We start from the raw sequence: 23683 nt of genomic DNA on the forward strand, positions 1-23683 counted from the left end.
ACGGCCGGGCCTCGTCAATCGAGGTCCGGCCGTCTCATTTACGGCATATTGACAAACTAATTGCGTCCAATAAATACCGCGTACCGCCGTTTCCACGCGCGCGACAAACGATTCCACGCGCAGGAGCGCTGAACTTGGCAAAGCATGGCTATAACCGCATCGCGTACCGCGCGATCAAGATCGGTGGAAACATCGCCAAGGTCATTTTTTCCATCGATCTGTTCATCCGGCCCGGCAGAAGAAAAACGCTTCCCGAATGTCAGCCCGCCAGACGCAGCCCGAAGACGGAAAAGGCCATTCCCCGCATCATCTGGCAGACGAATTACTCCAATAGGGTAACCACGCCGATCTATGCGAATTTCCTGTTCAACCGCTGGCTGACGCCGGAATTCGAATATCGCTACCATGATGACGAGGCGTGCCTGGCCTATATCGACCGGCATTTTCCCGGACGTTATGCGGATGCCTTCCGCCGGCTGCAGGTGGGCGCCGCCAAGGCGGATTTCTGGCGTATTCTGGTGCTTCTGCAGGAAGGCGGCATCTATCTCGATATCGATTCCAATTTCGCGGCCCGCCCGGAAGATGTGATCGGACCCGATGAAGAGGCTGTCTTCATCGCCATGAAAAGCGGCGAGATCACAAATTACTTCATGGCCTCCAGGCCCGGTCACCCGGCGCTCAGGCTGATGGCCGATCGTATTTCCCAGAATATCGAAGACGGAACGCTCGCCAGCGTCTACGACATGACCGGCCCGACTGTGGTGCATGCCGTCGTCAAGGAATTGGGGCTGCCGGTCCGCAATTACCGCGAGATGTGCACCCAGGGGCAGTTCACCAACAAGCGCGCCCAATATGCCGACAAAAAAGACGGCGCATGGTGGGCGGAGCAGGCCAAGACGTCCATCGTCAAGAGCTAGGACCGCACGCGTCCCCAAGCACCGCCACAGTATCGCATTTCAGATGAAGGCGTTGAAAAGGCGGATGCTTTCCTCGACGGCATGCGGCACCACGCCGTTATGGGTGCCGGGCAACAGCTTCTTGTCGACCTTGAAGCCGGATGTCAGGGCGCGATCCACGAAAAGCTGGTGATCGGCATCGAAAGGCCGTTCCTCCGTGCCTCGCAGAAGCAGCGCCGGACATTTGAGGCTGGGGCCGAAGCAGACGGAGGAGCGCATGATGAATTCGCGCTCGTCGGTCTCGTCGAAACAGATCTCGTCGCTATAGCGGTTGAAATAACGCCAGGAATTGACGCCGGCGGAGATGGGTGCCGCGGCGCGGAACCGGCGGCTCATGGCGGCCAGAAGCGTCAGCGTGCCGCCATTGGAATGGCCGGCGATGAAGAAACGATTTCTGTCGATGCCGGGAAGGTTTTCCAGATAGGTGGCCGCCGCCAGCGCATCCGCCGTTTCGTCGTAAAAGCCGGAATAATTGCCGCTCTGGCCGTTTTCACCCCGGAAGGACGGCAGAAGCACGACATAACCCGCTTCCCAATAGGGTTTCATCAGCGCCCAATGGCCGTCTCCGGTGGCGTTGCCGCCATGGAGGAAAAGTACGGCGGGCTTCAGCGTTTTTGACGGCTGGTAGTGGGAGAGCCAGGCGACAAGTTCGATGGAACCATCCGGCCCGCCGAGATAGGTGACACGTTCCGCCCCGGGCGGCGTGCCGAGCACCGAGGATTTTTCCGGCGCAGCCATCTTTCGCAGGAGATGGGTGTGGAACCGTTTGCGCGCCTCCGCATAATCCTGCCGTTCCAGCGGCAGCACCTCGGGCGCAGCAATGCCCGCTTTCGCACGGAGCGGTAAAAATGCGATCGCTGACAGCCCCATGGCGCCGGCCAGCAGGCTTCGCCGCGTCAGGCTCGGCAAGATCGTGCCGCTCTCTTCCTGTCCGAAGGCTGAGGAAAGAAAGCGTTTGTCTGCCATATGGTCACCTGAGGAGGATGGTTGTACCAGCAGTTCAGCACTGCGGCGAGAGGCTGTCCAATCACGGATTCGCGAATGACAACAATGTATTCGCAGCCATCATGGCAATTTCTGGACGCGGCGATGTTTCCTGCGTCGCCGTCCCCCTTCTCCGTCATACCGGCCTCAAGCCGGAATGACGGAAGCGCGCAAATTCCGAGGCTGCCGCAGGCCAAGGCGCCGTTGCTCTACCCTTCCACACCGTCGATCATGGCCACCAGCGTCGAGAGCCTGTCGGCCTCCGCCGGCAGCTTGTCGGCGCGAAGTCGCGCAATACGCGGGAAGCGCATGGCGACGCCCGATTTGTGGCGGGTGGAACGGTTGATACCCTCGAAGGCCACCTCCAGCACGAAACCGAAATCCGGCGTGGCGCGCACCGCCCGCACCGGGCCGAAACGCTCGACCGTATTGTCGCGCACGAACTTGTCCAGTACCTCCAGCTCCGCATCGGTGAAGCCGAAATAGGCCTTTCCGACAGGCACCAGCTGCTCGCCATCCTCGCCTTCCGCCCAGACGCCGAAGGTGAAATCGGAATAATAGCTCGACCTTTTGCCGTGGCCGCGCTGCGCATACATCATGACAGCGTCGATATTGTAAGGATCGCGTTTCCACTTGAACCACGGCCCCTTGGCGCGGCCGGCCTGATAGGCGCTGTCGCGGCGCTTGATCATCACCCCCTCGATCACCGGATCGGGCGGGGCGGCACGCAGCGTGTCGAGTTCCTGCCAGCTGGAAAAGCCGATCAGCGGCGAGAGGTCGAAACGGTCATGCGGTGCGTGCTCGATAATATCCGAAAGGCGGCCGCGGCGCTCCAGATAAGTCTGCGCGCGAATATCGCTCTCGCCATCGAACAGCAGGTCATAGGCGCGAATGAAGGCGGGATAATCATCCAGCATCTTCGCTGTCACCGTCTTGCGGTTCAGCCGCTGCTGCAGGTCGGAAAAGGTGCGGGTGAGATTGTTGGAGCGCACTGTGCCGCCAATCAGCAATTCGCCATCCATCACGCCTTCGAAATCGATCGCCTCCAGAACATCGGGAAAGGCGCCGGAAATATCGTCGCCGGAGCGGGAATAGAGTTTTCGCGTCCCGCCGGCGCGGGACAATTGCACGCGAATACCGTCCCATTTCCATTCGGCGGCGTAATCGGCCGGGTCCAGCCCATCGAGATCGCCGTCGGCCACCGGCGTCGCCAGCATGACCGAATGGAAGATGGCGGGCGTGGCCAGTACCGGCCGCTCGGACCTCCCCTCAAGCCATGCGAAAAGCGACGTATAAGGCGGTGTCAGCCCGTGCCAGAGGGTTTCGATTTCGGTGATGTCCTTCCCCGCAAAATCCGCCAGCGCCTGCCGTGCCAACCGCGCCGAAACGCCGATGCGCAGGCTGCCGGTGGCGAGTTTGAGGAAAGCGAAACGCGAGGATGTATCCAGCCGGTCGAGCAGATCGCGCACCGCGCCGCGCACCTCGGTGCGCCCCAGCGAATTCATCAATGTGACGACGTCGCCGAGGCGCGGGTCCTGCGCCTCGGAATCGTCAGCACCACCGATATTGCCCCAGACCAGCGAAATGGTTTCGGCGAGATCGCCGACATAATCATAGGAATAACGGAACAGCACCTCATCCATGCGCTCCAGCACCAGTTCGCGCAGCATGGCGGGTTTGACGCTTTTGAGGTCCAGCGTGCCGGCAATCGCCGCCAGTCCGTAACCCCGGTCAGGATCGGGCGTATCGCGAAAATAATCGGTCAGCAGCTTCAGCTTGCCGTTGCGCGAGGGGGTGAGAACGAGACGGTCGAGGAGCGTGGCGAAGGCTTTCATTTCAATCCCCCTCATCCTCGTAACCGACAAGATGCAGCGGCTTTGCGGCAATGCCCTGCAATTCGCACCAGCGCACCAGCGCCTCCTCACGGCCATGGGTGACCCAGACGGCCTGCGGGCCGATTTCCTTGATCGTCTCGAGAAGTTCCGGCCAGTCGCAATGATCTGATATCACCAGCGGCAGTTCCACGCCGCCCTGCTTCGCCCGCTGCCGCACCATCATCCAGCCGGAGGCGAAGGCGATGAGCGGTTCGTTGAAGCGCCGCGCCCAGCGTTCCTGAAAGGCCGAGGGCGGGCCGACGACGATCGCGCCCTTGAAGGCGGAAGGATCGCTTTTTTCCAGCGTCGCGGGGCGCAGATCGCCGAGATCGATGCCCTGCGAGACATAATAATCGCAAAGCCGCGCAAGCGCACCGTGAATATAGATGGGATCGGCATAACCATTGTCGCGCAATAGCCGGATAACGCGTTGCGCCTTGCCGAGCGAATAGGCCCCGACGAGATGCGTGCGTTCCGAAAACTGCCGGATGGAGGTCAGCAGCTTGCCGATTTCAACACGCGGCAGCGGATGGTGAAATACCGGCAATCCAAACGTGGCCTCGGTGATGAAGACATCGCAGGGAACGGTCTCGAAAGGCGCGCAGGTGGGGTCGACGCCGCGCTTGTAATCGCCAGATGCGACGATGCGCATGCCGTTCATTTCCACCGAGATTTGCGCCGAACCCAGCACATGGCCGGCGGGATGGAAACCGACGGTGACGCCGTTCACCTCCACCGTCTCACCGAATGCGACCGCCTGCTCGCTGCCGCAGAAATCCTCGCCATAACGGATGCGCATGATATCGAGCGTCTGGCGCGTGGCCAGCACCGCGCCATGGCCGGCACGGGCGTGATCGGAATGGCCATGGGTGATGAGCGCCCGCGCCACCGGGCGCACGGGATCGATATAAAAATCGCCCGCCGGACAATAAAGGCCCTTGGGCGTGGAATTCAGGAGCTGTTCCGGCTTCATATTCATTGAGATAGGGCCACCCGCGCGAATGTAAAGTGCTGCGAGCATAACGCGGAACGGGCGTTAAATTTCCAGTGAGGGCATTTTTGTTTTGCCGTCGCTTGAGATGTCGTCATGGCCCATACGCCGGAGGCGTATGACAGAATTATCCAACAAACTCGACGTCATCCTCGGGCTTGACCCGAGGATCCATGGTGACGCCGCTGGTGGATCCTCGGGTCAAGCCCGAGGATGACGGAGAAGAGGCCAGAGGCGGGGTTTGAATACGCGATCCGGCGGCGACCTTCGTTGCAACTTATTCCCCCGCCGCTTCCGCCGGCTTCGCTTCAACCGCCGCCGGCAGGCGCACCGGCTTCAGCATCAGCGCCGCGGCAAGGCCGATGGCTGCGGTTGCGGCAGCCGCAAAGAAGAGCGGCGTAAACGCATCCGAATAGAGCGAGGCGACGGCGGCCTGGGAGGTGGCGGGGAGTTCCGAGAGCATTTTCGGCGTCAGCTCCTCGATCTTGCCGACGCCGGGAATATCGACTGCGACACCTTTCAGACTCGATGACACGATGGCGCCATAGACCGAAATGGCAATGGCAGCACCACCCATGCGGGTCAGCGTCACCGCGCCGCTGGCAGCACCGATATCCGCCTTGGGAGCGGAATTCTGCACACCGATGATCGGCGCCTGCTGGCCGAGACCAACGGCGAAACCCTGCGCCAGCATCAGCAAGGCGATCAGGGGAAGCGGCGTTCCGGCATGCATCTGCGTGAAGAGCAGCATGGCGATGAGGTTGATGGAGAGACCCGCCACCGAGAAGGGCTTGTAGACGCCGGTGATCGAAATCAACCGTCCCGCCGAAAGCGAGCCCATGACGATGCCGCCGGTGACGGCGATGAAGAACAGGCCGGCATGGGAGGGCGAAAGCCCGGTCGTGGTTTGCAGGAACAGGGCATAATAATTGACCATGCCGATGCCGATGCCGCCGCTGGTCAGCGAAACGATCATCAACAGCGGAAAGGTACTGTCCTTGAAGAGACGCAACGGCACGACGGGTTCCGGCGCCCGGCGCTCCACCTGCACCCAGAGGAAAGCGGCAATGACGGCGAAGGCGATGATACCGAGGCTTGGGGCCGCGATCAGCGAACCGAACAATTCGCTGCTATCGGCCCAGAAGACCACGCTCGCAATGGTGGCCGCAAGCAGCACCGCACCGAGATAATCGATCTTCGGCTGGCGTGCAGGACGGCGATAGGGCAGCATCAGTGCCAGGCCTGCAATGACGATAATGCCGAGCGGCAGATTGATGAGGAAGATCGACCGCCAGCCGAAGAGATCGCTCATGGTGCCGCCAAGGATCGGGCCGACGCTGCCCGACGCCATGATGGTGAGGCTGGAATAGCTCTGGTAGCGGGCGCGTTCGCGCGGTTCGAACAAATCCGCATTGACGGAGAAGATCGATACCATGATGCCGCCGCCGCCAAGCCCCTGCAGAACGCGGGCCGCAATCAGCGAGTCCATCGACCATGCCAGGCCGCAGGCGAGCGAGCCGAGCGTGAAGATGACGACCGCCGCGATCATCACATATTTGCGCCCGAAGAGATCGCCGAGCTTGCCATAAACGGGCATGACCGCGCTGGTCGCCAGCAGATAGGCCGAGCCGATCCAGCCGAAACGCTCCAGCGCGCCGAACTCGCCGACGATGGTGGGAAGTGCTGTCGACACGATCTGGTTATCGAGGGTCGCCATGAACATGGCCAGCATCAGAAACAGAAAGACGATGAGCCTGCGCCGGTGATCCGACACAAGCGGCGCCACGGGGGCTGCGGACATATTCATGAAAAATCTCGTTGAGTTCCGGCACGTTTGCTGCGACAATTTGTGTGCTATCAGCACATATATGTCAATGGCAAGTTTTTGACATCTCTGCTATTCGCGCTAGATGTGATCGCAAACCGGCAAGGAAGGAACGGCAAAGCGTGGCGACTGAGGAAAACTGGAACGAGGATTTGCCCGAGGACATCAAGCGGATCGGCAATACGATGACGCGCATGCGCATCATGATTGGCCGCCGCATCATCGGCCGCATGGCGCTTGCCAAGCTCGCTCCAGGTCTTGAACTCTCGCATATCGACGTTCTCGATATTCTGCGCCGGGCGGAAGGCGATGTTACCGTGGGGGCGATTGCCGAGGGCATGCGCATCGATCCTTCCCGTGGCAGCCGGGTTGTGGCCGACATGGTGGGGCGCGGCCTGCTGAAACGCGGTGTTTCCCAGGAAGACGGCCGCCGCAGCATCGTCGAGATCACGCCGCTCGGCACCAGCCTTTTGCAGGAAATGCGCCGGACCAAGATGAGCGTCATCGAGGATGTGATGGATGGATGGCCGGCGGAAGATGTGGAGACATTCGCCCGCCTGTTCGAACGCTTCATCGACCGGTTCGAATATCGGCTGTCGCCGGATACGGACTTCTTCACGGATCAGAAAAAATCATAATTGGCCCGGGGGTCTGCAACTTCACTTTAAAGCGACGAAACCGTAACGTGCGGCGCATCGAACTGGTCAAGGGGTAACTTCGATGTTGACGATCTACGGTGTCTACCGTTCCCGTGCCACGCGCACGCTGTGGCTTGCGGGTGAACTGGGCATAGAATTCAGGCACGTACCTGTGATACAGGCCCGCCGCCTTGCCGATCCGCTGGCAGCGGATGCGCCGCTCAACACGCTGTCGCCCGCCTTTCTCGCCGTCAACCCGATGGGCACCATTCCCTGCATCGAGGATGACGGCATGGTGCTTTACGAATCCATGGCCATCAATCTTTACCTTGCCCGCAAATATGGCGGACCACTCGCGCCCGTCGATCTGAAGGAAGATGCGGCGATGCTGCAATGGTCCTTCTTCGCCGCCACCGAAATCGAGACCAATTCGCTGAAGATTTCCTCCGCCATCGCCGAAGGCCTGTCGGAAAGCGATAGCGGCAAGGCCGTGATCGATGTCGCCGCCCGCCTGCTGAAGCGCCCCTTCCGGGTGCTGGAGCAGCATCTTTCCAGCCATGACTATCTTGTCGGCGACCGTTTCACCGTGGCCGATCTCAACGCGGCGGAAATCGTTCGTTACGCACAGGGCCACAAGCCGCTGTTCGATGCCCATCCGGCGCTGAAATCCTGGCTGGATCGCTGCCAGGCCCGCACGGCGTTCAAGACGATGTGGGATACGCGCGCGGCCGAGGCGGCCTGAGCGGGAGAGCACTCCGCGATCTTGCTTTCTCCACCCTCATTCCTGTTCCCCGGAACAAGCCCGAGGATGTCACAGGAATCCAGCCGACGCGCGTCTGCGCGGCGGAAAGACTCCTTTCAGCCCAAGGACTTGGGCTGGCTGGATCCCTGTGACAAGCACAGGGATGAGGGAGCGCCACAAAACCGAGTTGGAGCCACTCAGCCCCTCTCGCCCGCGAGCGCCCGCTGCACCGCCGGCCGGTCGTTCATGCGGCGGAAGTGGTCGTGTACCCTAGGGAAGCGGGCAATATCCACACCATCGCTTTCCAGCCAGCCGGACATGACGAAAAGATAGGGATCGGCAACCGAATAGGCCGTGCCCAGAACCCATGGGCCGTGCAGCATGCCGTGTTCGATCAGCTCGAAGCACTCGCCCATGGTCTGCGGCACCTTGGCTTTCATATCCGCAAACGAGCTATCCTCATTCGCCCAGCGGCTGCCGCGCCGGCCATGCGCGTGGGCGACATGAACGGTGGAGGAAATGAAGGCATTGAAGGACTGCATCAGCGCAAATTCGAAGGGATCGTCGAGCGGCGCGAGTTTTTTCTCAGGCGCCATCTGGGCGATGAAGGCGAGGATGGCGGGCGTCTCCGTCAGCACGCCGCTTGCGGTGGCGAGTGCCGGCACGCGGCCCTTGGGATTGATCTTTAAAAATGCCTCGGAGCGTTGCTCACCCTCCGCGAAATTGACGCGGTGGGCCTTGTAAGGCAGGCCGGATTCCTCAAGCACGATATGGCTGGCGCGGGAGCAGGAACCGGGGGAGAAGAACAGTGTGAACATGGATATGCGACCTCCAAAGCAATGAAGCGCCCGCCTGTTCCTCATGCGGACGCCGGCCCTTGGCTGGCGGCCGTGAAATGGCCATGACGCGCAAGTGGCACGCCATCATCACGCCCGCCTTCGGCCGCGTCAAAGGTTTTATAGTGATTTACAGACCGACGACTCTGACATCGCCGACGTGAATGCCGTTCCAGTTGCGCATCTGCCGGTTCGCCATGCCGCTCAGCGCCTGCTGCTCGGCGCTGCCTTCATCGAAATAGCGGGCGAGCAATGCCGCGACCATGGCTTCCGCCGCACGCGTCGTGCCGTCTTCGCATTTCACCGCCATGGCAATGCCCTTTTCCGGCAGGGCGGCGACAAAAACGCCCTCCGCGCCGGTCTTTGCGAAGATTTTTCCCGGCGCGATATGCATCAGTTTCGTGCAGGCGCGGCCGGTGCCCGCCACGTAAAAGGGCTCCGCCATGCAGGCCTCGACGAGACGGCGCGAAGCTTTCGCACGGCCCGCTTCCAGCCCCCTGCCCGTCGCCATCTTCGCGAAACCATGCGCCAGCCCTTTGAGCGGTATGGCATAGGTGGGGATGGAGCAGCCATCCACGCCGCAATTGTCCTGACCAAGAGCAGCCCCCGTCAGACTTGCCATCGTCGCGCGGATTTCCCGCTGCAGCGGATGATCGTAACCGACATAACCCTTCGGTTCCGTGCCGGTATGGCAGCAGGCGCAGATGAAGCCGGAATGTTTGCCGGAGCAATTATTGTGAAGCGCCGTCGGCTTTTCCAGCGTGCGGGCCTGATGGATGATGGTTTTCTGATCGGAAGACCAATGCGCGCCGCATTCCAGCGTATCCACATCCCTGCCCGCCTTCGCAAGCATTGAAGCAGCAAGCTCCACATGCGCGTCCTCACCGGAATGCGAAGAGCAGGCGAGTGCGAGTTCGCGGTTGCCGAATTGATAGGCATCCGCAGCACCGCTTTCCACCAGCGGCAGCGCCTGCATGGCCTTGCAGGCGGAACGCGGGAAGATGCCGCGCTCGATATCACCGGCCGAAAACAGCACGCCGCCATCGCCGTCCACCACCACGGCAAGGCCATGATGGCGACTTTCCACGAGGTTGCCGCGGGTGATTTCGACGGTAACGGAATTGTTCATTTTCGCAGCCTCAAAAAATTCTGATTTCATGTGGTTGATACCGCAATTGATTTTTCGATGCACGGGGCTATCGGTGAAATTTGCAAAACGTCTGCTGCTGGCGATAACCGTTATCTACCTGCTACCCGCGCTGGCATCTGCCGGGCTGTGGGCCATGAAGGACCATCCGCGCGGCTGGAACGCCGCAAGATGGTCGTCATCCGGCATGCTGCCGGCCGCGTCCAGCAACGGCGAAGCCGCCATCTATGTCTTTTCCGCCATGACAGGCGGTTTCAAGGGCTCGGTCGCCAGCCATGCCTGGGTGGTGCTGAAAAAGCCCGGTGCCGCGAGCTATGACCGTTATGACAAGGTGGGCTGGGGCACGCCGATCCGCCACAATGGTTATGCGGCGGATGCCTACTGGTATTCCAACATGCCGCGCCAGGTTGTGGCCATTCACGGCGCGGAAGCGGAAAAACTGATCCCGAAGATCGAAAAGGCGATTGCCGATTACCCCTATGGCCGGCCCGGTGGCTACCGCATCTATCCCGGCCCCAACTCCAACACCTTCGTCGCCCATGTGCTGCGCAGCGTGCCGGAACTCGGCGTCGTGCTGCCGCCGGATGCGGTCGGTCGCGATTATCTGCCGGACGGCGCATTTTACCACATCGCCGATGACTGGAAGGATGCGAGCCTTTCGCTCGGCGGCCTGTTCGGCGTTTCGGCGGGTGCGCGCAGCGGTTTCGAGATCAATTTTCTCGGCCTCGTCGCCGGCATCGATTTCGGCCGGCCCGGCGTGAAGATACCGGGGCTGGGTTACTTCGGGGTGGCGGATATCCGAGCTTAAACGGTTACGTTTCGCTGGCCTGAGCGGCGCGCCGGGCGCGGATGCTCTGGGCGATGAAGACCCTGGACAGGCCGTGATAAAGCGGCTCGCGGGAGAAAAGCCGCGAGGTCAGATATCCCAGCATCGATGCGGCCATGATGGGCATGACGCCTTCATGATTGCCGGTCATTTCGAGGATGATGACGAAGGCCGTCATAGGCGCCTGCACCACGCCGGCAAAATAACCCGCCATGCCGACGATTGCGCCAAGGCCGATGCTGGTGCCGAGCAGGCTTGCCATGGTGCTGCCGAAACCCGCACCCACCGACAGCGACGGCGCGAAGATGCCGCCGGGAATGCCCGACATCATGGCAAGGAACGTCGCCGCCAGTTTTTCGATGAAGAAGAATGCCGGTGCGGCCTCGCCCTCGATTGCCGCGCGCGCCTGTTCGTAACCGGTTCCGAAGGTCGCGCCACCCGTTGCGATGCCGAGGACGGCGGAAGCAAGGCCGCAGGCGGCGGCGACCGCCAGCATCCGCTTCAGCGGCATGGTCTGCGCGAAGCGCCGGATGCGGGCAGACAGTCGCAAAGCCCCGGCGCTGAACAGCGCGCCAAACGCGCCGCCGCCGATGCCGCAGACCAGAACCAGCAGCCAGTCCATCGTCGTTTTCGCCATCACCGAACTGGTGCCGAAATAGGTATAGCTGCCGACCATCGCCAGCGAGGCGAGGCCGGACAGGATGACGGCGGTGAGAACGAGGCCATTGGCACGGGATTCATAGGTCTTGCTCATTTCCTCGATGGCGAAGACGATGCCCGCCAGCGGCGTATTGAAAGCCGCTGCGATGCCTGCCGCCGAGCCAGCGAGAATGAGACCCTTCGCCTGCGCCATGCCGCCCCAGCGGGCGGCCTGCAGCATGATCGAGGCGCCAACCTGAACGGTCGGGCCTTCACGGCCAATGGAAGCTCCGGACAAAAGCCCGGCCACCGTCAGCACCACCTTGCCGAAAGCGAGTTTCAGCGACAGAAGCCGCGAACGGTCCGCATCATCGCGCAGGTGCCGCGCGGCGATCGCCTGCGGAATGCCGCTGCCGCCAGCATTGGGGAAAACCGTGATCGCGAGCCAGGCACAGAGCGTGAAGCCGAGCGGCGTGATGATGAGCGGCAGCAGAAAGGCCCATTCACCCGACGAGGTTGCCGAAAAGAAAAGGTACTGGGCGCGATCGGCCGCCCAGGCGAAACCGACGCTGATAAGGCCGACGGCAATCGCGCCGATCCAGAAAACCGCCCTCGGCCTCCACACCCGCCACGAACCCCACACGACGCGGGAACGGCGGAGCATCTTCAGCTTTTTGTAGTCGACGGGCATGGCGGTCCAGATCGGTGATTTCGGTGGAGGCGGGTCGGACGGCCTTTTATCTGCCAGCCCACCCACCTTTGCAAGTTTTGCATTTGACTCTTTTCAAGAGGTGGGAGAAGATTCGCATCGCAAATGCGACGCATGGAGAGACGAGATGAAAACCGCAACATTGCCTTCACTGCGTGTTACCGCCGATTTTCGTGAAGCTGCAGAAAGTGTGCTGAAGGATGGTGAAACGCTGTCGTCCTTCGTTGAAAACTCTGTAAGGCGGGAAGTTGAAATCCGTAAATCGCAGGCGGAGTTCATTGCGCGTGGGCTGGCGTCACTTGAGGAATCCAAACGCACGGGGATTTTTTACTCGGCTGAGGAAGTGCATGCGGAATTGCGCGCTATGCTGGCGGCCAAAAAAGCAGAGCGCAACGGATGACATTCAAGCTCAGGTACACGATTGCAGCCAGAGCAGACATAACAAGACTATATAATTTTCTACTGGAGAAGGATTTTTCGACGGCGGAGAAAGCTGTCGATCGGATTATTGCCACCGTTGAAGGACTGAGTGAGTTTCCCTTCGCCTCACGCAAGGCACCTGGTGAGAACGCGCTCCTACGGGAACTGCTCATTCCGTTCGGATCCTCGGGTTACATCGTCCTCATTCAAATCGAAGATGCTGAAACGGTCTCCATCCTCGCAATCCGCCACCAGCGCGAGGACGATTACCATTGATCCTCACCGGTCGCTGACGGCCGCGCGTGGGTTCACCCACGGTTCCTGATTGGAACGCGGCAGCGGGGTTTTGCCGAGAATATGATCGGCCGCCTTTTCGCCGGTCATGATCGATGGGCCGTTGAGGTTGCCATAGGTCACATGCGGGAAGATCGAGCTGTCGGCGACCCGCAAACCCTCTACCCCGATCACCCGGCATTCGGGATCGACGACGGCCATCGGGTCGTCCCTGTCGCCCATCCGGCAGGTGCCGCAGGGGTGATAGGCGCTTTCCAGATGTTCCCGCAAAAAGGCGTCGATCTCATCGTCGCTCGCCACTTTTTCACCCGGCTGGATTTCCGGCCCGCGAAAATCGTCAAAGGCTTTCTGGCTGAAGATGTCACGCGTCAGGCGCACGCAATGGCGGAATTTTTCCCAGTCTTCCGGGTGGCTCATATAGTTGAAGCGGATGACGGGGTCGTCCTTCGGATCGGCCGAGCGGAGCGTGACGTTGCCGCGCGATTTCGACAGGTTGTAACCGACATGCACCTGAAAACCATGGCTTTTCGCCGCCGCCTTGCCGTCATAGGAAATGGCGACCGGCAGGAAATGATACTGGATATCAGGCTGCTTCAGACCGGGCGCGGAGCGCAGGAAAGCGCAGGCCTCGAACTGGTTGGAGGCACCGAGCCCGCCTTTCGACAGCAGCCATTGCGCACCCGCTACCCCCTGCCAGAACCACGGCAACCAGGAATAAAGCGACACCGGCTTGGTGGAGACCTGCTGGAAATAAAACTCCATATGGTCCTGAAGGTTCTCACCCACACCCGGGCGATCCGCCTTCACCTCGATGCCCATTTTTTGCAGATGGGCGGCAGGCCCGATGCCCGACAACATCAGCAGCTTCGGCGAATTGAAGGAGGATGCCGAGACGATGACCTCGCGATTGGCCGCGATCGTTTCCACCACGCCCTTGCGCTCGATCTCGACGCCAACCGCGCGGCCGTTCTCGATGACGACCTTGCGGGCGAAACCGTTGACCAGCGTGACATTGCCGCGCTTCAGCGCCGGTTTCAGATAGGCATTGGCGGCGGACCAGCGGCGGCCATTGTGGATGGTCTGCTCCATCAGGCCGAAACCCTCCTGCTTGGAGCCGTTATAATCATCCGTCAGCTCGAAGCCGGCCTCAGCGCCCGCCTGAATGAAGGCGTGGAACAGCGGATTGTTGACCGGGCCGCGCTGCACATGCAGCGGCCCATCCGTGCCGCGCCAGCCCTCCTCGCCGCCATGGCTGTGTTCCATGCGCTTGAAGTAGGGCAGCACATCCGCATAGGCCCAGCCATGCGCCCCAAGCTCTTCCCAGCGGTTGAAATCCTCGGCATGGCCGCGGACGTAAACAAGGCCGTTGATGGAGGACGAACCGCCGATGACTTTTCCGCGCGGCGCCGTAATCCTGCGGTTGTCGAGGTTCGGCTCGGGCTCGGAGAGATAACCCCAATTATAGCGCTTCATGCTCATCGGCCATGCGAGTGCGGCCGGCATCTGGATGAAGGGGCCGAAATCCGAACCGCCGGCCTCGATGACGATGACAGAATAACGACCGTCTTCCGACAGGCGGTAGGCAATGGCGGAACCTGCGGAACCCGAACCGACGATGACGTAATCTGCTTGCATGATCTGCTCTCTCCGATGAGCGTTGGTTCCGATTGATTGCTGGCGGGTGGGGCTTACCCCCCTCTGCCCTGCCGGGCATCTCCCCCTCAAGGGGGGAGATCATCAAGCGGCACTACCACCGCTTCATTCGCTGACATTGAGATGGGCGCGACCTCGCCGCAGATCGATCTCCCCCCTTGTGGGGGAGATGCCCGGCAGGGCAGAGGGGGGTGCGCCCCACGCACCACCCGTCAATAAGGCGCGTCCACCTTCCCCGTGCTCACATAAACCGTCTTCAACTCGCTATAATGCTCCAGCGCCGCCGCCGAATTCTCCCGCCCGAAGCCGGACTGCTTGGAGCCGCCGAAGGGGATTTCCACCGGGCAGAGATTATAGGTGTTGATCCACAACGTGCCCGCCTCCAACTGATCGACCACGCGATGGGCGCGGGCGAGATCGGCGGTGAAGACGCCGCCGGCCAGCCCGAATTCGGTGGCGTTGGCGCGGGCGAGAACCTCGTCCTCATCCTCGAAATCCAGCACGCACATGACCGGCCCGAAGATTTCCTCACGGGCGATGGTCATCCCGTCCGTTACATCCGCAAAAACGGTCGGCTGCACATAGGCGCCCTCACCCGAAACATTGTTGGGAATACCGCCGCCGGTCACCAGCGTCGCACCCTCCGCCTTGCCCTTTTCGATATAGGCAAGAACCTTCTCCTGCTGGGCCTTGGAGACCAGCGGGCCGAGATGGGTGGCGTAGTCGAGCGGATCGCCAAGGATCATCGCCTCGGTGCGGCGCTTCAGGTTTTCGAGGAAACGGTCCTTGGCCTTTTTCTGCACGAAAACCCGGGTGCCGTTGGAGCAGACCTGACCGGAGGAATAGAAGTTGCCGAGCATGGCCCCGCCGACAGCGCTTTCGATATCCGCATCGTCGAAGACGATCAGCGGCGACTTGCCGCCGAGTTCCATCGTCACATGCTTCAGATGCCCGGCAGCGGCAGCGGCCACCTTGCGGCCGGTCGGGACTGAGCCGGTAAGCGAGACCTTCGCCACATCCGGGTGATTGACGAGCAGCGGCCCGGTATCGCGATCACCCTGAATGACGTTGAACAGGCCCTTCGGCAGGCCGGCCTGGATGAGGATTTCGGCGATCTTCAAGGCGCCGAGCGGGGTGTTTTCCGAGGGCTTGAACACCATGGCATTGCCGGCGACCAGCGCGGGTGCCGCCTTCCAGCAGGCGATCTGCTGCGGATAGTTCCACGCGCCGATGCCGACGCAGACACCGAGCGGCACGCGCTTGGTATAGGCGAAATCGCCGCCAAGCGGGATGTAATCGCCGTTCAAAGCCGAAGGCGCGATGCCGCCGAAAAATTCGAAGGCATCCGCGCCTGATGTCGGGTCGGCGACGATGGTTTCCTGAATGGGCTTGCCGGTGTCCAGCGTTTCCAGCGTCGAAAGCGCATCGTTGCGCTCGCGCATGATATCGGCGGCGCGTTTGAGGATGCGCCCGCGCGCCATGGGGCTCATCGCCGCCCATTCCTTCTGGGCACGCCTGGCCGAGGCGATGGCGCGCTCGACGATGGCGGGCGTTGCCGCGTGCAGCCTTGCGATCACCTCGCCGGTGGCCGGGAAAATGCTTTCGAACGGCGTGCCGGCGGTGTCTTCGACATACACCCCGTCGATGAAATGCGAGGCTTTCGGCTGCGCCTTGAGCGTGGTCATGTCGAAGTCTCCTTAAAGAACGCGGATGGACGGCTTTTGGCGCTGTCCATCGGGAAAAGATTTGAGCTGCATGTCGAAATAATCCTCGACAAGCGCCGGTGCGGAGGCAAGGCCGAGCGGCGCCGAGCGCAGGCTGTGCCTGATATAAAGCCCGTCGATCAGGGCCGCGGCCCCTTCCGCGATGCGTGCGGCATCATCGGGCGGGCAAAGCCGGTTGAGGCTCGCCATGAGGTTGGATCTGAGGCGGCGGGAATAAAGTACGAGCAGACGCCGGGTTTCTTCCGAGCGCTGCGCCTCGACATAAAAGGCAAGCCATGCCGCCACCGTTTCGGGCGTGAACTGGTCGCTCTGGAAGGAGACATGCACGATGGCGCTCAGCCTTTCGCGCGGGCCGGAAGCGCGGGTCAAAGCCGCCACCGCATCGCGCCTGAGATCGCGCAGCAGGCTGCGGATGGTTTCCAGCAGAAGCTGCTGCTTGCTGCCGAAATAATGATGCGCGAGGGCCGCCGACACACCCGCTTCCCGGGCGATATCGGACATTGTCACATTCAGCGAACCATGGTGACCTATGGTGCGTAGCGCCGCATCCACCAGCGCCTTGCGGCGCAACGGCTCCATTCCGATTTTGGGCATAGGGGTCTCCTTGATGCCGGGCAAAATATTCTTGATTGATTGATCAATCAATAAAAAACGCGCCATTTTATGTCGCGGATCGGCCTCTTCGCGGCAGGGGAGAAAACTGAAGCGGTTTTCCCGTCTTCCGGCTCATGATCTGGATCAAATCTTCGACAGGCGCATTGCGCTACGGTGCAATCGTGATAGCGTTACCCCGACCATTCAGGGAGACAGCGACATGACGCAGAGTCTCAATGCATCTGGATTTTCACCGCTGAAAGCAAAGTGGGGCTGGCTGCTCGCCCTTGGCCTCGTTCTCCTGGCCTTTGGCATCATCGCGCTCGGCAATATTCTGGTCGCCACCGTCGCCTCGGTCTTTTATGTCGGCGTCATGATGTTGATGGGCGGGGTGCTGCAGCTTTTTCATGCCTTTCAGGTGAAGGGCTGGGAAAGCGCGCTGTTCTGGACACTGAGCGGCCTGCTTTACGCCATTGCCGGCGTCATCGCTTTCCAGAACCCCGATCTGACGGCGGCCGTGCTGACCTTGCTGATGGCAATTTCGCTCATTGTCGCCGGCATTTTCCGCCTCGTCGTCGGCTTCCGGCTGAAACCGGCGACGGGCTGGGGCTGGGTTGCCGTGGCGGGTGCGGTGACGGCGCTGGCGGGTCTGGTGATTGCCGCCGGCTGGCCGGTCAACAGCCTCTGGGTGCTGGGCCTGTTTCTGGCGATAGACCTTATCATGCAGGGTTTTGCAACGATCGCTCTGGCCATGGCCATGCGTGGATAGGGGGAGTGTGCGGCCCCCGTATCGGATCCATGCCGATCGGGGAAAAACTAAACCCCTATATACTGCAAATTGGGTATGGAACGCGTTTCGTGGTAAGATAAGCAATGATACCAATTTCGCTGGGTGCGGCGCCCAGACGAAAGCTCTTAAAAACGACCGCCCATAAAAGACCGCCCCCGCCCCGTCCGTGAAACGGGCATTCATCGGGTTCGCGTGGCGGCCATGGAAAGAAGGGAGTGATATCATGCCAATGGTGACAGTATCGATTTCCCCGGAGCAGGCAGCAAGAATGCGCGAAGCCGTGAATTGCGGCGCTTACGCATCCGGCAGCGAGGTCGTCAGGGCAGCGCTGAGACTATGGGCGGCCTCTGCCGAACATGGCGTGGGCGCGAAGTCCACGGAGCCTGTCGAAGCGGACCGGGAACGCATGAACGTTGCGGAACTTTATGCCGCACATACCGGGCATATCCGCCGGGCATAAGGCCCGGCGCAAACAACCCTGCATGCTGATAGGGTTGTAACAAAACGTTCATCAAAGCTTCACAGTCGTGAAAGCTTTTGTTGACCTGTCATCTGCGATTGTTCACCGCAAAAGAGACGGGTTCCTGATGGCGCATTCCATTACGGCGCGCCACAAAAAGGACCGGCAATAGCGGAGAACAGAGATGCAGGCCGTCACCCTGGAGAACGATGTCGTCAGGCGTTTTGCCTCCGGGCACATGTTTCCCATGGCGAAGCTTGTGCTCGAAACGGCGTTTCAGCCGATTGTCGAGGCGACGACGGGCACGATCTTCGGTTATGAATCGCTGATGCGCGGCCATGACCGGCTCGGTTTTTCCAATCCGCTGGCGCTTCTCGACCAGGCTGCCGCGGATGGCGAGTTGAAGGCCTTCGAGCAGATGCTGGCGAGCCGGGCGCTGGCGAAATTCTCCACCCTGCCCGACTTTTCCTCCGCCACGCTTTTCCTCAATCTGGATGTGCGGCTGATCCCGCATGGCGACGCCATTCTCGACAAACTCGTCGGCCATCTGGCGCGGGCGGGCATTCCGGCCTCTTCCATCTGCTTTGAACTTTCCGAACGTTTCGACAATACCAGCGTGCCGGAATTCACGGCGCTGATCGCCCGCATGCGCAAGGAAGGTTTCAAGCTGGCGATTGACGATTTCGGCGCCGGGCATGGCGAGATGAAGCTGCTCTGCGATTTCCCGCTGGATTACCTGAAGATCGACCGGCATTTCATCACCGGCGTCGACCAATTGCCGCGCAAGCAGCATCTTGTGCGCAACATCGTCAACATCGCCCATGTTCTCGGTGTGCGGGTCATTGCGGAAGGCATCGAAACGGAAGCGGAATTCCTGACCTGCCGCGAATTCGGCGTCGATCTGGTGCAGGGCTGGCTGATCGCGAGGCCCACGGTCTTCACCAGCGAATTGCCGGAGAGCTTTCCCCACATCAACCGCATCGGCGTGGCGCGGCGCAGCAGCCAGACGCTGGATGAAATTCTCATCCGCCGGGAAATAGAGCGCCTTCCGACCGTCTTCGAGCATGACAGCGTCGACAGCGTCTTCGAACTTTTCCGCCGAAATCCGCAGCAGGCGTTTTTCCCGGTTCTCAACGCCAATGGCGAACCGCGCGGCGTCATCAACGAATATCATCTCAAGGAATATATCTATCGGCCCTTCGGCCGCGATCTGCTCAAGAACAAGATCTATGAGCGCACCATTGCCCATTTCGTCGATCCCGCCCCGATTGTCGGTCTCGATGCGGATGCCGACCAGCTGATGAACATGTTTGCCAGCATGGGCGGCAGCGCCTGCATCATCCTGACCGAAAACATGCGTTACGCCGGCATCGTCTCGGCCGCTTCGCTGATCAAGGTCATCAATGAAAAACAGCTCAAGATGGCGCAGGACCAGAACCCGCTGACGGCGCTGCCCGGCAACCGCGCGATTGGCGGCTTCATTGCCGACCGCTGCAGCGATGGCGATGAGACGCGTTTCTTCTGCTATTGCGACTTCGATAATTTCAAACCCTTCAACGACAAATACGGCTTCAACGCCGGCGATCACGCCATCACCCTGTTTTCGGCGCTGATGCGCCGTTATTTCTTTGCCGGTGACTGCTTCCTCGGCCATATCGGTGGCGACGATTTCTTCATCGGCGTACGCGACTGGACGGTGGAAGAACTGACGGAAATCCTGGAGCGGCTGCTCAGCGATTTTCACGACGATGTCGCCGAACTCTATTCGGATGAGGACCGCGCCGCCGGATGCATGAAAGGCCAGGACCGCCACGGCAATGAGCGGGACTTCGCGCTGTTGCGCTGCTCCATCGGTGTCCTCACCCTGCCGAAGGGGCTGATCATCGCCAATCCCGAGCGGATCGGCAGCGAGATCGCCGGTGTGAAGGCGGCTGCGAAGGAAAATGAAGGCGGTCTCGTCGTGCGGGTCTTCGGCGAGACAAATTGACACCAGTGACAAACGGCCTCCTTCCCTAAGCAGCGCATCTGACCTACATCTTCAGGCGACGCCGACACGTGAGGAGTTGCCCCTGACCATGCCAGACACCAAGATCCTGCCCGAACAAATGCGCTTCATCGACCTTCCCTCGCATGGCGGTCCGGAGGTGATGCGCCTTTCGCAAACGCCTTTGCCGAAGCCCGCGAAAGGCGAGATTCTGGTGAAGGTCGAGGCGGCGGGCGTCAACCGCCCCGATGTCGCGCAGCGGCAGGGCACCTATCCGCCGCCAAGGGATGCAAGCCCGATCCTCGGCCTCGAAATCGCCGGCGAGGTGGTTGCGCTGGGCGAAGGCGTGGATGAATTCAAATTGGGCGACCAGGTCTGCGCGCTCGCCAATGGCGGCGGTTATGCGCAATATTGCACCGTGCCGGCCGGGCAGGCCCTGCCCTTCCCCAAGGGATACGACGCCGTCAAAGCCGCCGCTTTGCCGGAAACCTTCTTCACCGTCTGGGCCAATCTCTTCCAGATGGCGGGCCTCACCGAAGGCGAAAGCGTGCTCATCCACGGCGGCACCAGCGGCATCGGCACGACGGCGATCCAGCTTGCCAAAGCCTTTGGCGCGGAAGTCTATGCCACGGCGGGCTCAGCGGAAAAATGCGAGGCCTGCGTGAAGCTCGGCGCCAAGCGCGCGATCAATTACCGCGAGGAGGATTTCGCCACCGTCATCAAGACCGAAACCGGCGGCAAGGGTGTGGATGTGGTTCTCGACATGATCGGTGCGGCCTATTTCGAAAAGAACCTTGCGGCACTCGCCAAGGACGGTTGCCTGTCGATCATCGCCTTTCTGGGCGGAGCCGTGGCCGAGAAGGTCAACCTCACCCCCATCATGGTCAAACGCCTCACCGTCACCGGCTCCACCATGCGCCCCCGCACGGCGGACGAAAAACGCGCCATCCGCGACGATCTTGTCGAACAGGTCTGGCCGCTGATCGAAAGCGGTCAGCTCGCACCGGTTATCAACCGGGTCTTCACGCTGGATGAGGTCGTGGAGGCCCATCGGCTGATGGAAAGCAGCAATCATATCGGCAAGATCGTGATGCGGGTGGCGTGACGTCCTGAGCGGGATCGTTGTTTTCATTGACAACACACTAAACTGTTGTCAAAAATAACAACATGAAGGCTATTCTGCTCGAAAAGACGCGCAAAGTGATCGACGAGACGGCCTTCTTCGAGGTCGTGCTGTGGCATTTGCCCGAGCCTGTTCCCGGAAGTCTCCACCCGTTCAAATATCGGCTGGCGCTGGTGATCAAAGGGGAATGCGTTCTGCGTTATGACAATGAACGCGGCAAAGGCGATCATCGTCATATGGGCGGGCGTGAAGACACCATCACCTTCACCACGCTCGAAGCCCTGTTCGACGCGTTTCAGGCGGATATGGAAAGGATTTTGTCATGACCGTACTCACCGTCCGTCTCAGCACGATCAAGGATATCAAGAATCGCTTTATTGCAGCCGGCAGTCTGGCAATGTCCGGAAAGCCGGTGGAGGCGAAACCATCCGTCGAATTTTCAAGTTATGAGGACCTGCACCGCATTCTCGCGCCGCTTCGCCTTGCCGTCGTCAAGGCTCTCGCTGGACAGGGGCCGCTTTCGATCCGAGAGGTTGCCCGTCGGGTCGGGCGGGATGTGCAGGCGGTTCACCGCGATGTAACGACGCTTCTCCACGCCGGCATTATCGACCGGAACGAGGCCGGCATCGTGTTCTCCTATGACAGCATTCACTTCGAATTCGACGTAACGGCCGCAGATGCGGCATAGGTGCCGGACGTCCGTTAAAAGTAATCCCTCTTGCATTACTGACGAATCGTACTACCTTCTAGTTATGTTCAACGTATCGGAAGGAGGTGATCCAATGTCTAGTGAGATTTCGGTCTCTGGTGCAGGCAATGGAAAGGGTGGTTTTGCGACGGGGCAGCCCTCGGCGTAAACAGCCTTACCTTCGGAACGTTGAGAAACAGTCCCGGGTCTGTAAACAGGACCAAACTCATGGAAGGGTCGCCTCTGGCGGCCCTTTTCCGTTTTTGCGTATTGCTTCGACTATTGGGGAAATCTGCGCCTCGAGTGCCGGTGCGGCTCTCCCGCGATGAGAAGAACTTCTTTCAGCCCAAGTCCTTGGGCTGGCTGGATAACGGCGCGAGGCCGGTATGACGGAGAACTGAAGCACGGCGCATGAATCAGATCACAGTTCACCACAGTTGAAAATCATCGAGTGTGCTGGGTGTCGTTACCCCCCTCTGTCCTGCCGGACATCTCCCCCTCAAGGGGGGAGATCGGCAAGAGGCTTTCTCGCCACTTCTTTCTCGACCGTCGAGAGATGCGAGACCTCGCCACGGAACGATCTCCCCCCTTGAGGGGGAGATGTCCGGCAGGACAGAGGGGGGTAACGACACCCAGCACACTCGATGATTTTCAACTGTGGTGTACTGTGGAATCAGATTAAACGTGACGCGCGTTAGAGAGCGACAAATCATTGACCGTCAATTGCGGTCACGTCTCCCCTACTTCTTCCCGAACACTTTCCACCGCGTCGGCCTGAACCGCAGTTCCGCGCCCACGGAAACGGCGGCGTTGAGCGGCACCTCGATTTCGAGATGATAGGGTTCATGGCCGTTATTGGCGATGTCGATTTCGGCGATGCGGGTGCCCGCGAGGCGGCGACAGGTGGTGACCTTGCCGTAAAGCGCGTCCTTCTCCTGGGTCAACACCACATCTTCCGGACGGAAGAAAAGCTCGCCCTCGCCAGAACCGCTTTCATCGATGCCGATGCTCTCGCCCTGAAACAGCACGTGGCCGTCGCGGATCGTCACCGGCAGGCTGGAGGATTCGCCGATGAAGGAGAAAACGAAGGGGGAGTTGGGCGTGTCGTAGACATCGTCCGCCGTGCCGACCTGCTCGATCTTGCCCTGGCTCATGACGACGACCCGGTCGGCCAGTTCCAGCGCCTCTTCCTGATCGTGGGTAACGAAGACGGTGGTGTGGCCGGTGCGGTCGTGGAATTCGCGCAGCCAGCGGCGCAGTTCCTTGCGCACCTTGGCGTCCAGCGCGCCGAAGGGTTCATCGAGAAGCAGCACTTTCGGCTCGATGGCGACGGCGCGGGCAAGCGCCACGCGCTGGCGCTGGCCGCCGGAAAGCTGTGTGGGATAACGTTTTTCAAGCCCGGTCAGATGCACCATATCGAGAAGTTCGGACACGCGCCTGCGGATTTCCGCCTTTGGCGGCCGTTTGCCGGCGGGGCGCACCTTCAGCCCGAAGGCGATATTGTCGGCCACCGTCATGTGGCGGAACAAAGCGTAGTGCTGGAACACGAAACCGACATTGCGCTCCTGCACCGTGCGGTGCGAGGCATCCTCGTTGCCGAAGAAAATCTGGCCGGTCGTCGGCTGCTCGAGACCGGCGATGAGACGCAGCAGCGTCGTCTTGCCGGAACCGGAAGGACCGAGCAGCGCGATCAGCTCGCCGGAACGAATGTCGAGCGACACGTCGTTCAGCGCCGGAAAGCGGTCGAACTGCTTGGTGATGCCGGAAACTTTCACTTCCATGAAGA

Annotated in this window: 23 protein-coding genes; 12 read left to right on the forward strand and 11 right to left on the reverse strand. The window is 60.8% G+C overall.

The window, feature by feature from the left end; all coding sequences use genetic code 11:
• The first annotated feature begins 134 nt into the window (after positions 1 to 134).
• On the forward strand, positions 135 to 917 hold the full coding sequence (locus tag ACIQUH_RS24670) for a glycosyltransferase family 32 protein (RefSeq protein WP_400820091.1): 783 nt from the start codon (positions 135 to 137) through the stop codon (positions 915 to 917).
• A 39-nt stretch (positions 918 to 956) separates the two neighbouring features.
• On the opposite strand, the gene ACIQUH_RS24675 is transcribed toward ACIQUH_RS24670, so the two are convergent.
• From ACIQUH_RS24675 to ACIQUH_RS24690, 4 genes are all read right to left on the reverse strand, one after another.
• Positions 957 to 1922 carry an alpha/beta hydrolase family protein gene (locus ACIQUH_RS24675; protein ID WP_400820093.1) on the reverse strand — a complete coding sequence of 322 codons (966 nt, stop codon included), beginning with the start codon at positions 1920 to 1922 and terminating at the stop codon, positions 957 to 959.
• A 227-nt stretch (positions 1923 to 2149) separates the two neighbouring features.
• Complete coding sequence (locus tag ACIQUH_RS24680) at positions 2150 to 3775, reverse strand: cisplatin damage response ATP-dependent DNA ligase (RefSeq protein ID WP_400820096.1); 1626 nt, start codon at positions 3773 to 3775, stop codon at positions 2150 to 2152.
• 1 nt (position 3776) lies between these two features.
• Entirely contained in the window at positions 3777 to 4787 is a 1011-nt protein-coding gene (locus ACIQUH_RS24685) for a ligase-associated DNA damage response exonuclease (protein WP_400820206.1), read from the reverse strand.
• A 295-nt stretch (positions 4788 to 5082) separates the two neighbouring features.
• Positions 5083 to 6612 (reverse strand): MDR family MFS transporter, encoded by a 1530-nt coding sequence (locus ACIQUH_RS24690; protein ID WP_400820098.1) that lies wholly within the window; start codon positions 6610 to 6612, stop codon positions 5083 to 5085.
• A 140-nt stretch (positions 6613 to 6752) separates the two neighbouring features.
• Here ACIQUH_RS24690 and ACIQUH_RS24695 point away from each other — a divergent pair, with 140 nt between their 5' ends.
• A complete protein-coding gene (locus ACIQUH_RS24695; protein WP_003522221.1) occupies positions 6753 to 7268 on the forward strand; it encodes a MarR family winged helix-turn-helix transcriptional regulator in 516 nt (171 codons plus the stop codon).
• 82 nt (positions 7269 to 7350) lie between these two features.
• Complete coding sequence (locus tag ACIQUH_RS24700; protein ID WP_400820102.1) at positions 7351 to 8010, forward strand: glutathione S-transferase family protein; 660 nt, start codon at positions 7351 to 7353, stop codon at positions 8008 to 8010.
• A gap of 197 nt (positions 8011 to 8207) precedes the next feature.
• Here ACIQUH_RS24700 and ACIQUH_RS24705 read toward each other — a convergent pair whose 3' ends face one another.
• The gene (locus tag ACIQUH_RS24705; protein ID WP_400820104.1) at positions 8208 to 8828 is read right to left on the reverse strand and encodes a glutathione S-transferase family protein; all 621 of its coding nucleotides are present in this window, start codon (positions 8826 to 8828) and stop codon (positions 8208 to 8210) included.
• 148 nt (positions 8829 to 8976) lie between these two features.
• Complete coding sequence (locus tag ACIQUH_RS24710) at positions 8977 to 9975, reverse strand: asparaginase (RefSeq protein WP_400820106.1); 999 nt, start codon at positions 9973 to 9975, stop codon at positions 8977 to 8979.
• A gap of 73 nt (positions 9976 to 10048) precedes the next feature.
• Between ACIQUH_RS24710 and ACIQUH_RS24715 the strand changes: the two genes are divergently transcribed.
• Entirely contained in the window at positions 10049 to 10801 is a 753-nt protein-coding gene (locus ACIQUH_RS24715) for a DUF3750 domain-containing protein (protein WP_400820109.1), read from the forward strand.
• 4 nt (positions 10802 to 10805) lie between these two features.
• On the opposite strand, the gene ACIQUH_RS24720 is transcribed toward ACIQUH_RS24715, so the two are convergent.
• On the reverse strand, positions 10806 to 12149 hold the full coding sequence (locus tag ACIQUH_RS24720) for a chloride channel protein (RefSeq protein WP_400820112.1): 1344 nt from the start codon (positions 12147 to 12149) through the stop codon (positions 10806 to 10808).
• 145 nt (positions 12150 to 12294) lie between these two features.
• On the opposite strand from ACIQUH_RS24720, the gene ACIQUH_RS24725 reads away from it, so the two are divergent.
• Both ACIQUH_RS24725 and ACIQUH_RS24730 read left to right on the forward strand, forming a co-directional pair.
• On the forward strand, positions 12295 to 12567 hold the full coding sequence (locus tag ACIQUH_RS24725) for a YlcI/YnfO family protein (protein ID WP_400820209.1): 273 nt from the start codon (positions 12295 to 12297) through the stop codon (positions 12565 to 12567).
• Positions 12564 to 12863, forward strand: coding sequence for a type II toxin-antitoxin system RelE/ParE family toxin (locus ACIQUH_RS24730; RefSeq protein WP_400820115.1), 300 nt, complete (start codon positions 12564 to 12566; stop codon positions 12861 to 12863). Before ACIQUH_RS24725 ends, ACIQUH_RS24730 begins: the two co-directional genes overlap by 4 nt.
• A 3-nt stretch (positions 12864 to 12866) precedes the next feature.
• Here ACIQUH_RS24730 and betA read toward each other — a convergent pair whose 3' ends face one another.
• From betA to betI, 3 genes are all read right to left on the reverse strand, one after another.
• Positions 12867 to 14516: a choline dehydrogenase gene (betA, locus tag ACIQUH_RS24735; RefSeq protein ID WP_400820117.1), complete on the reverse strand. Its 1650-nt coding sequence runs from the start codon at positions 14514 to 14516 to the stop codon at positions 12867 to 12869.
• 230 nt (positions 14517 to 14746) lie between these two features.
• Positions 14747 to 16219 carry a betaine-aldehyde dehydrogenase gene (gene betB / locus ACIQUH_RS24740; RefSeq protein ID WP_400820119.1) on the reverse strand — a complete coding sequence of 491 codons (1473 nt, stop codon included), beginning with the start codon at positions 16217 to 16219 and terminating at the stop codon, positions 14747 to 14749.
• Between the two features lie 12 nt (positions 16220 to 16231).
• Positions 16232 to 16852, reverse strand: a complete 621-nt coding sequence (gene betI / locus ACIQUH_RS24745; protein WP_020812509.1) for a transcriptional regulator BetI — start codon at positions 16850 to 16852, stop codon at positions 16232 to 16234.
• 220 nt (positions 16853 to 17072) lie between these two features.
• Between betI and ACIQUH_RS24750 the strand changes: the two genes are divergently transcribed.
• From ACIQUH_RS24750 to ACIQUH_RS24775, 6 genes are all read left to right on the forward strand, one after another.
• Positions 17073 to 17621, forward strand: a complete 549-nt coding sequence (locus tag ACIQUH_RS24750) for an HdeD family acid-resistance protein (protein WP_400820122.1) — start codon at positions 17073 to 17075, stop codon at positions 17619 to 17621.
• Positions 17622 to 17865: 244 nt separating this feature from the next.
• Positions 17866 to 18102, forward strand: coding sequence for a type II toxin-antitoxin system ParD family antitoxin (locus ACIQUH_RS24755; protein WP_400820124.1), 237 nt, complete (start codon positions 17866 to 17868; stop codon positions 18100 to 18102).
• A gap of 184 nt (positions 18103 to 18286) precedes the next feature.
• Positions 18287 to 20089, forward strand: a complete 1803-nt coding sequence (locus tag ACIQUH_RS24760) for a GGDEF domain-containing protein (protein ID WP_400820127.1) — start codon at positions 18287 to 18289, stop codon at positions 20087 to 20089.
• 88 nt (positions 20090 to 20177) lie between these two features.
• Entirely contained in the window at positions 20178 to 21191 is a 1014-nt protein-coding gene (locus ACIQUH_RS24765; protein WP_400820129.1) for an NAD(P)H-quinone oxidoreductase, read from the forward strand.
• A 62-nt stretch (positions 21192 to 21253) separates the two neighbouring features.
• On the forward strand, positions 21254 to 21535 hold the full coding sequence (locus ACIQUH_RS24770) for a DUF6516 family protein (RefSeq protein WP_400820132.1): 282 nt from the start codon (positions 21254 to 21256) through the stop codon (positions 21533 to 21535).
• Positions 21532 to 21897, forward strand: a complete 366-nt coding sequence (locus tag ACIQUH_RS24775) for a helix-turn-helix domain-containing protein (RefSeq protein WP_400820134.1) — start codon at positions 21532 to 21534, stop codon at positions 21895 to 21897. The genes ACIQUH_RS24770 and ACIQUH_RS24775 overlap by 4 nt, the downstream gene beginning before the upstream one ends.
• Positions 21898 to 22637: 740 nt before the next feature.
• On the opposite strand, the gene ACIQUH_RS24780 is transcribed toward ACIQUH_RS24775, so the two are convergent.
• Positions 22638 to 23678, reverse strand: coding sequence for a sulfate/molybdate ABC transporter ATP-binding protein (locus ACIQUH_RS24780; protein WP_400820137.1), 1041 nt, complete (start codon positions 23676 to 23678; stop codon positions 22638 to 22640).
• Between the last annotated feature and the right edge of the window lie 5 nt (positions 23679 to 23683).

Source organism: Agrobacterium sp. NPDC090283 (genome assembly GCF_044769685.1).
GTDB lineage: Bacteria > Pseudomonadota > Alphaproteobacteria > Rhizobiales > Rhizobiaceae > Agrobacterium.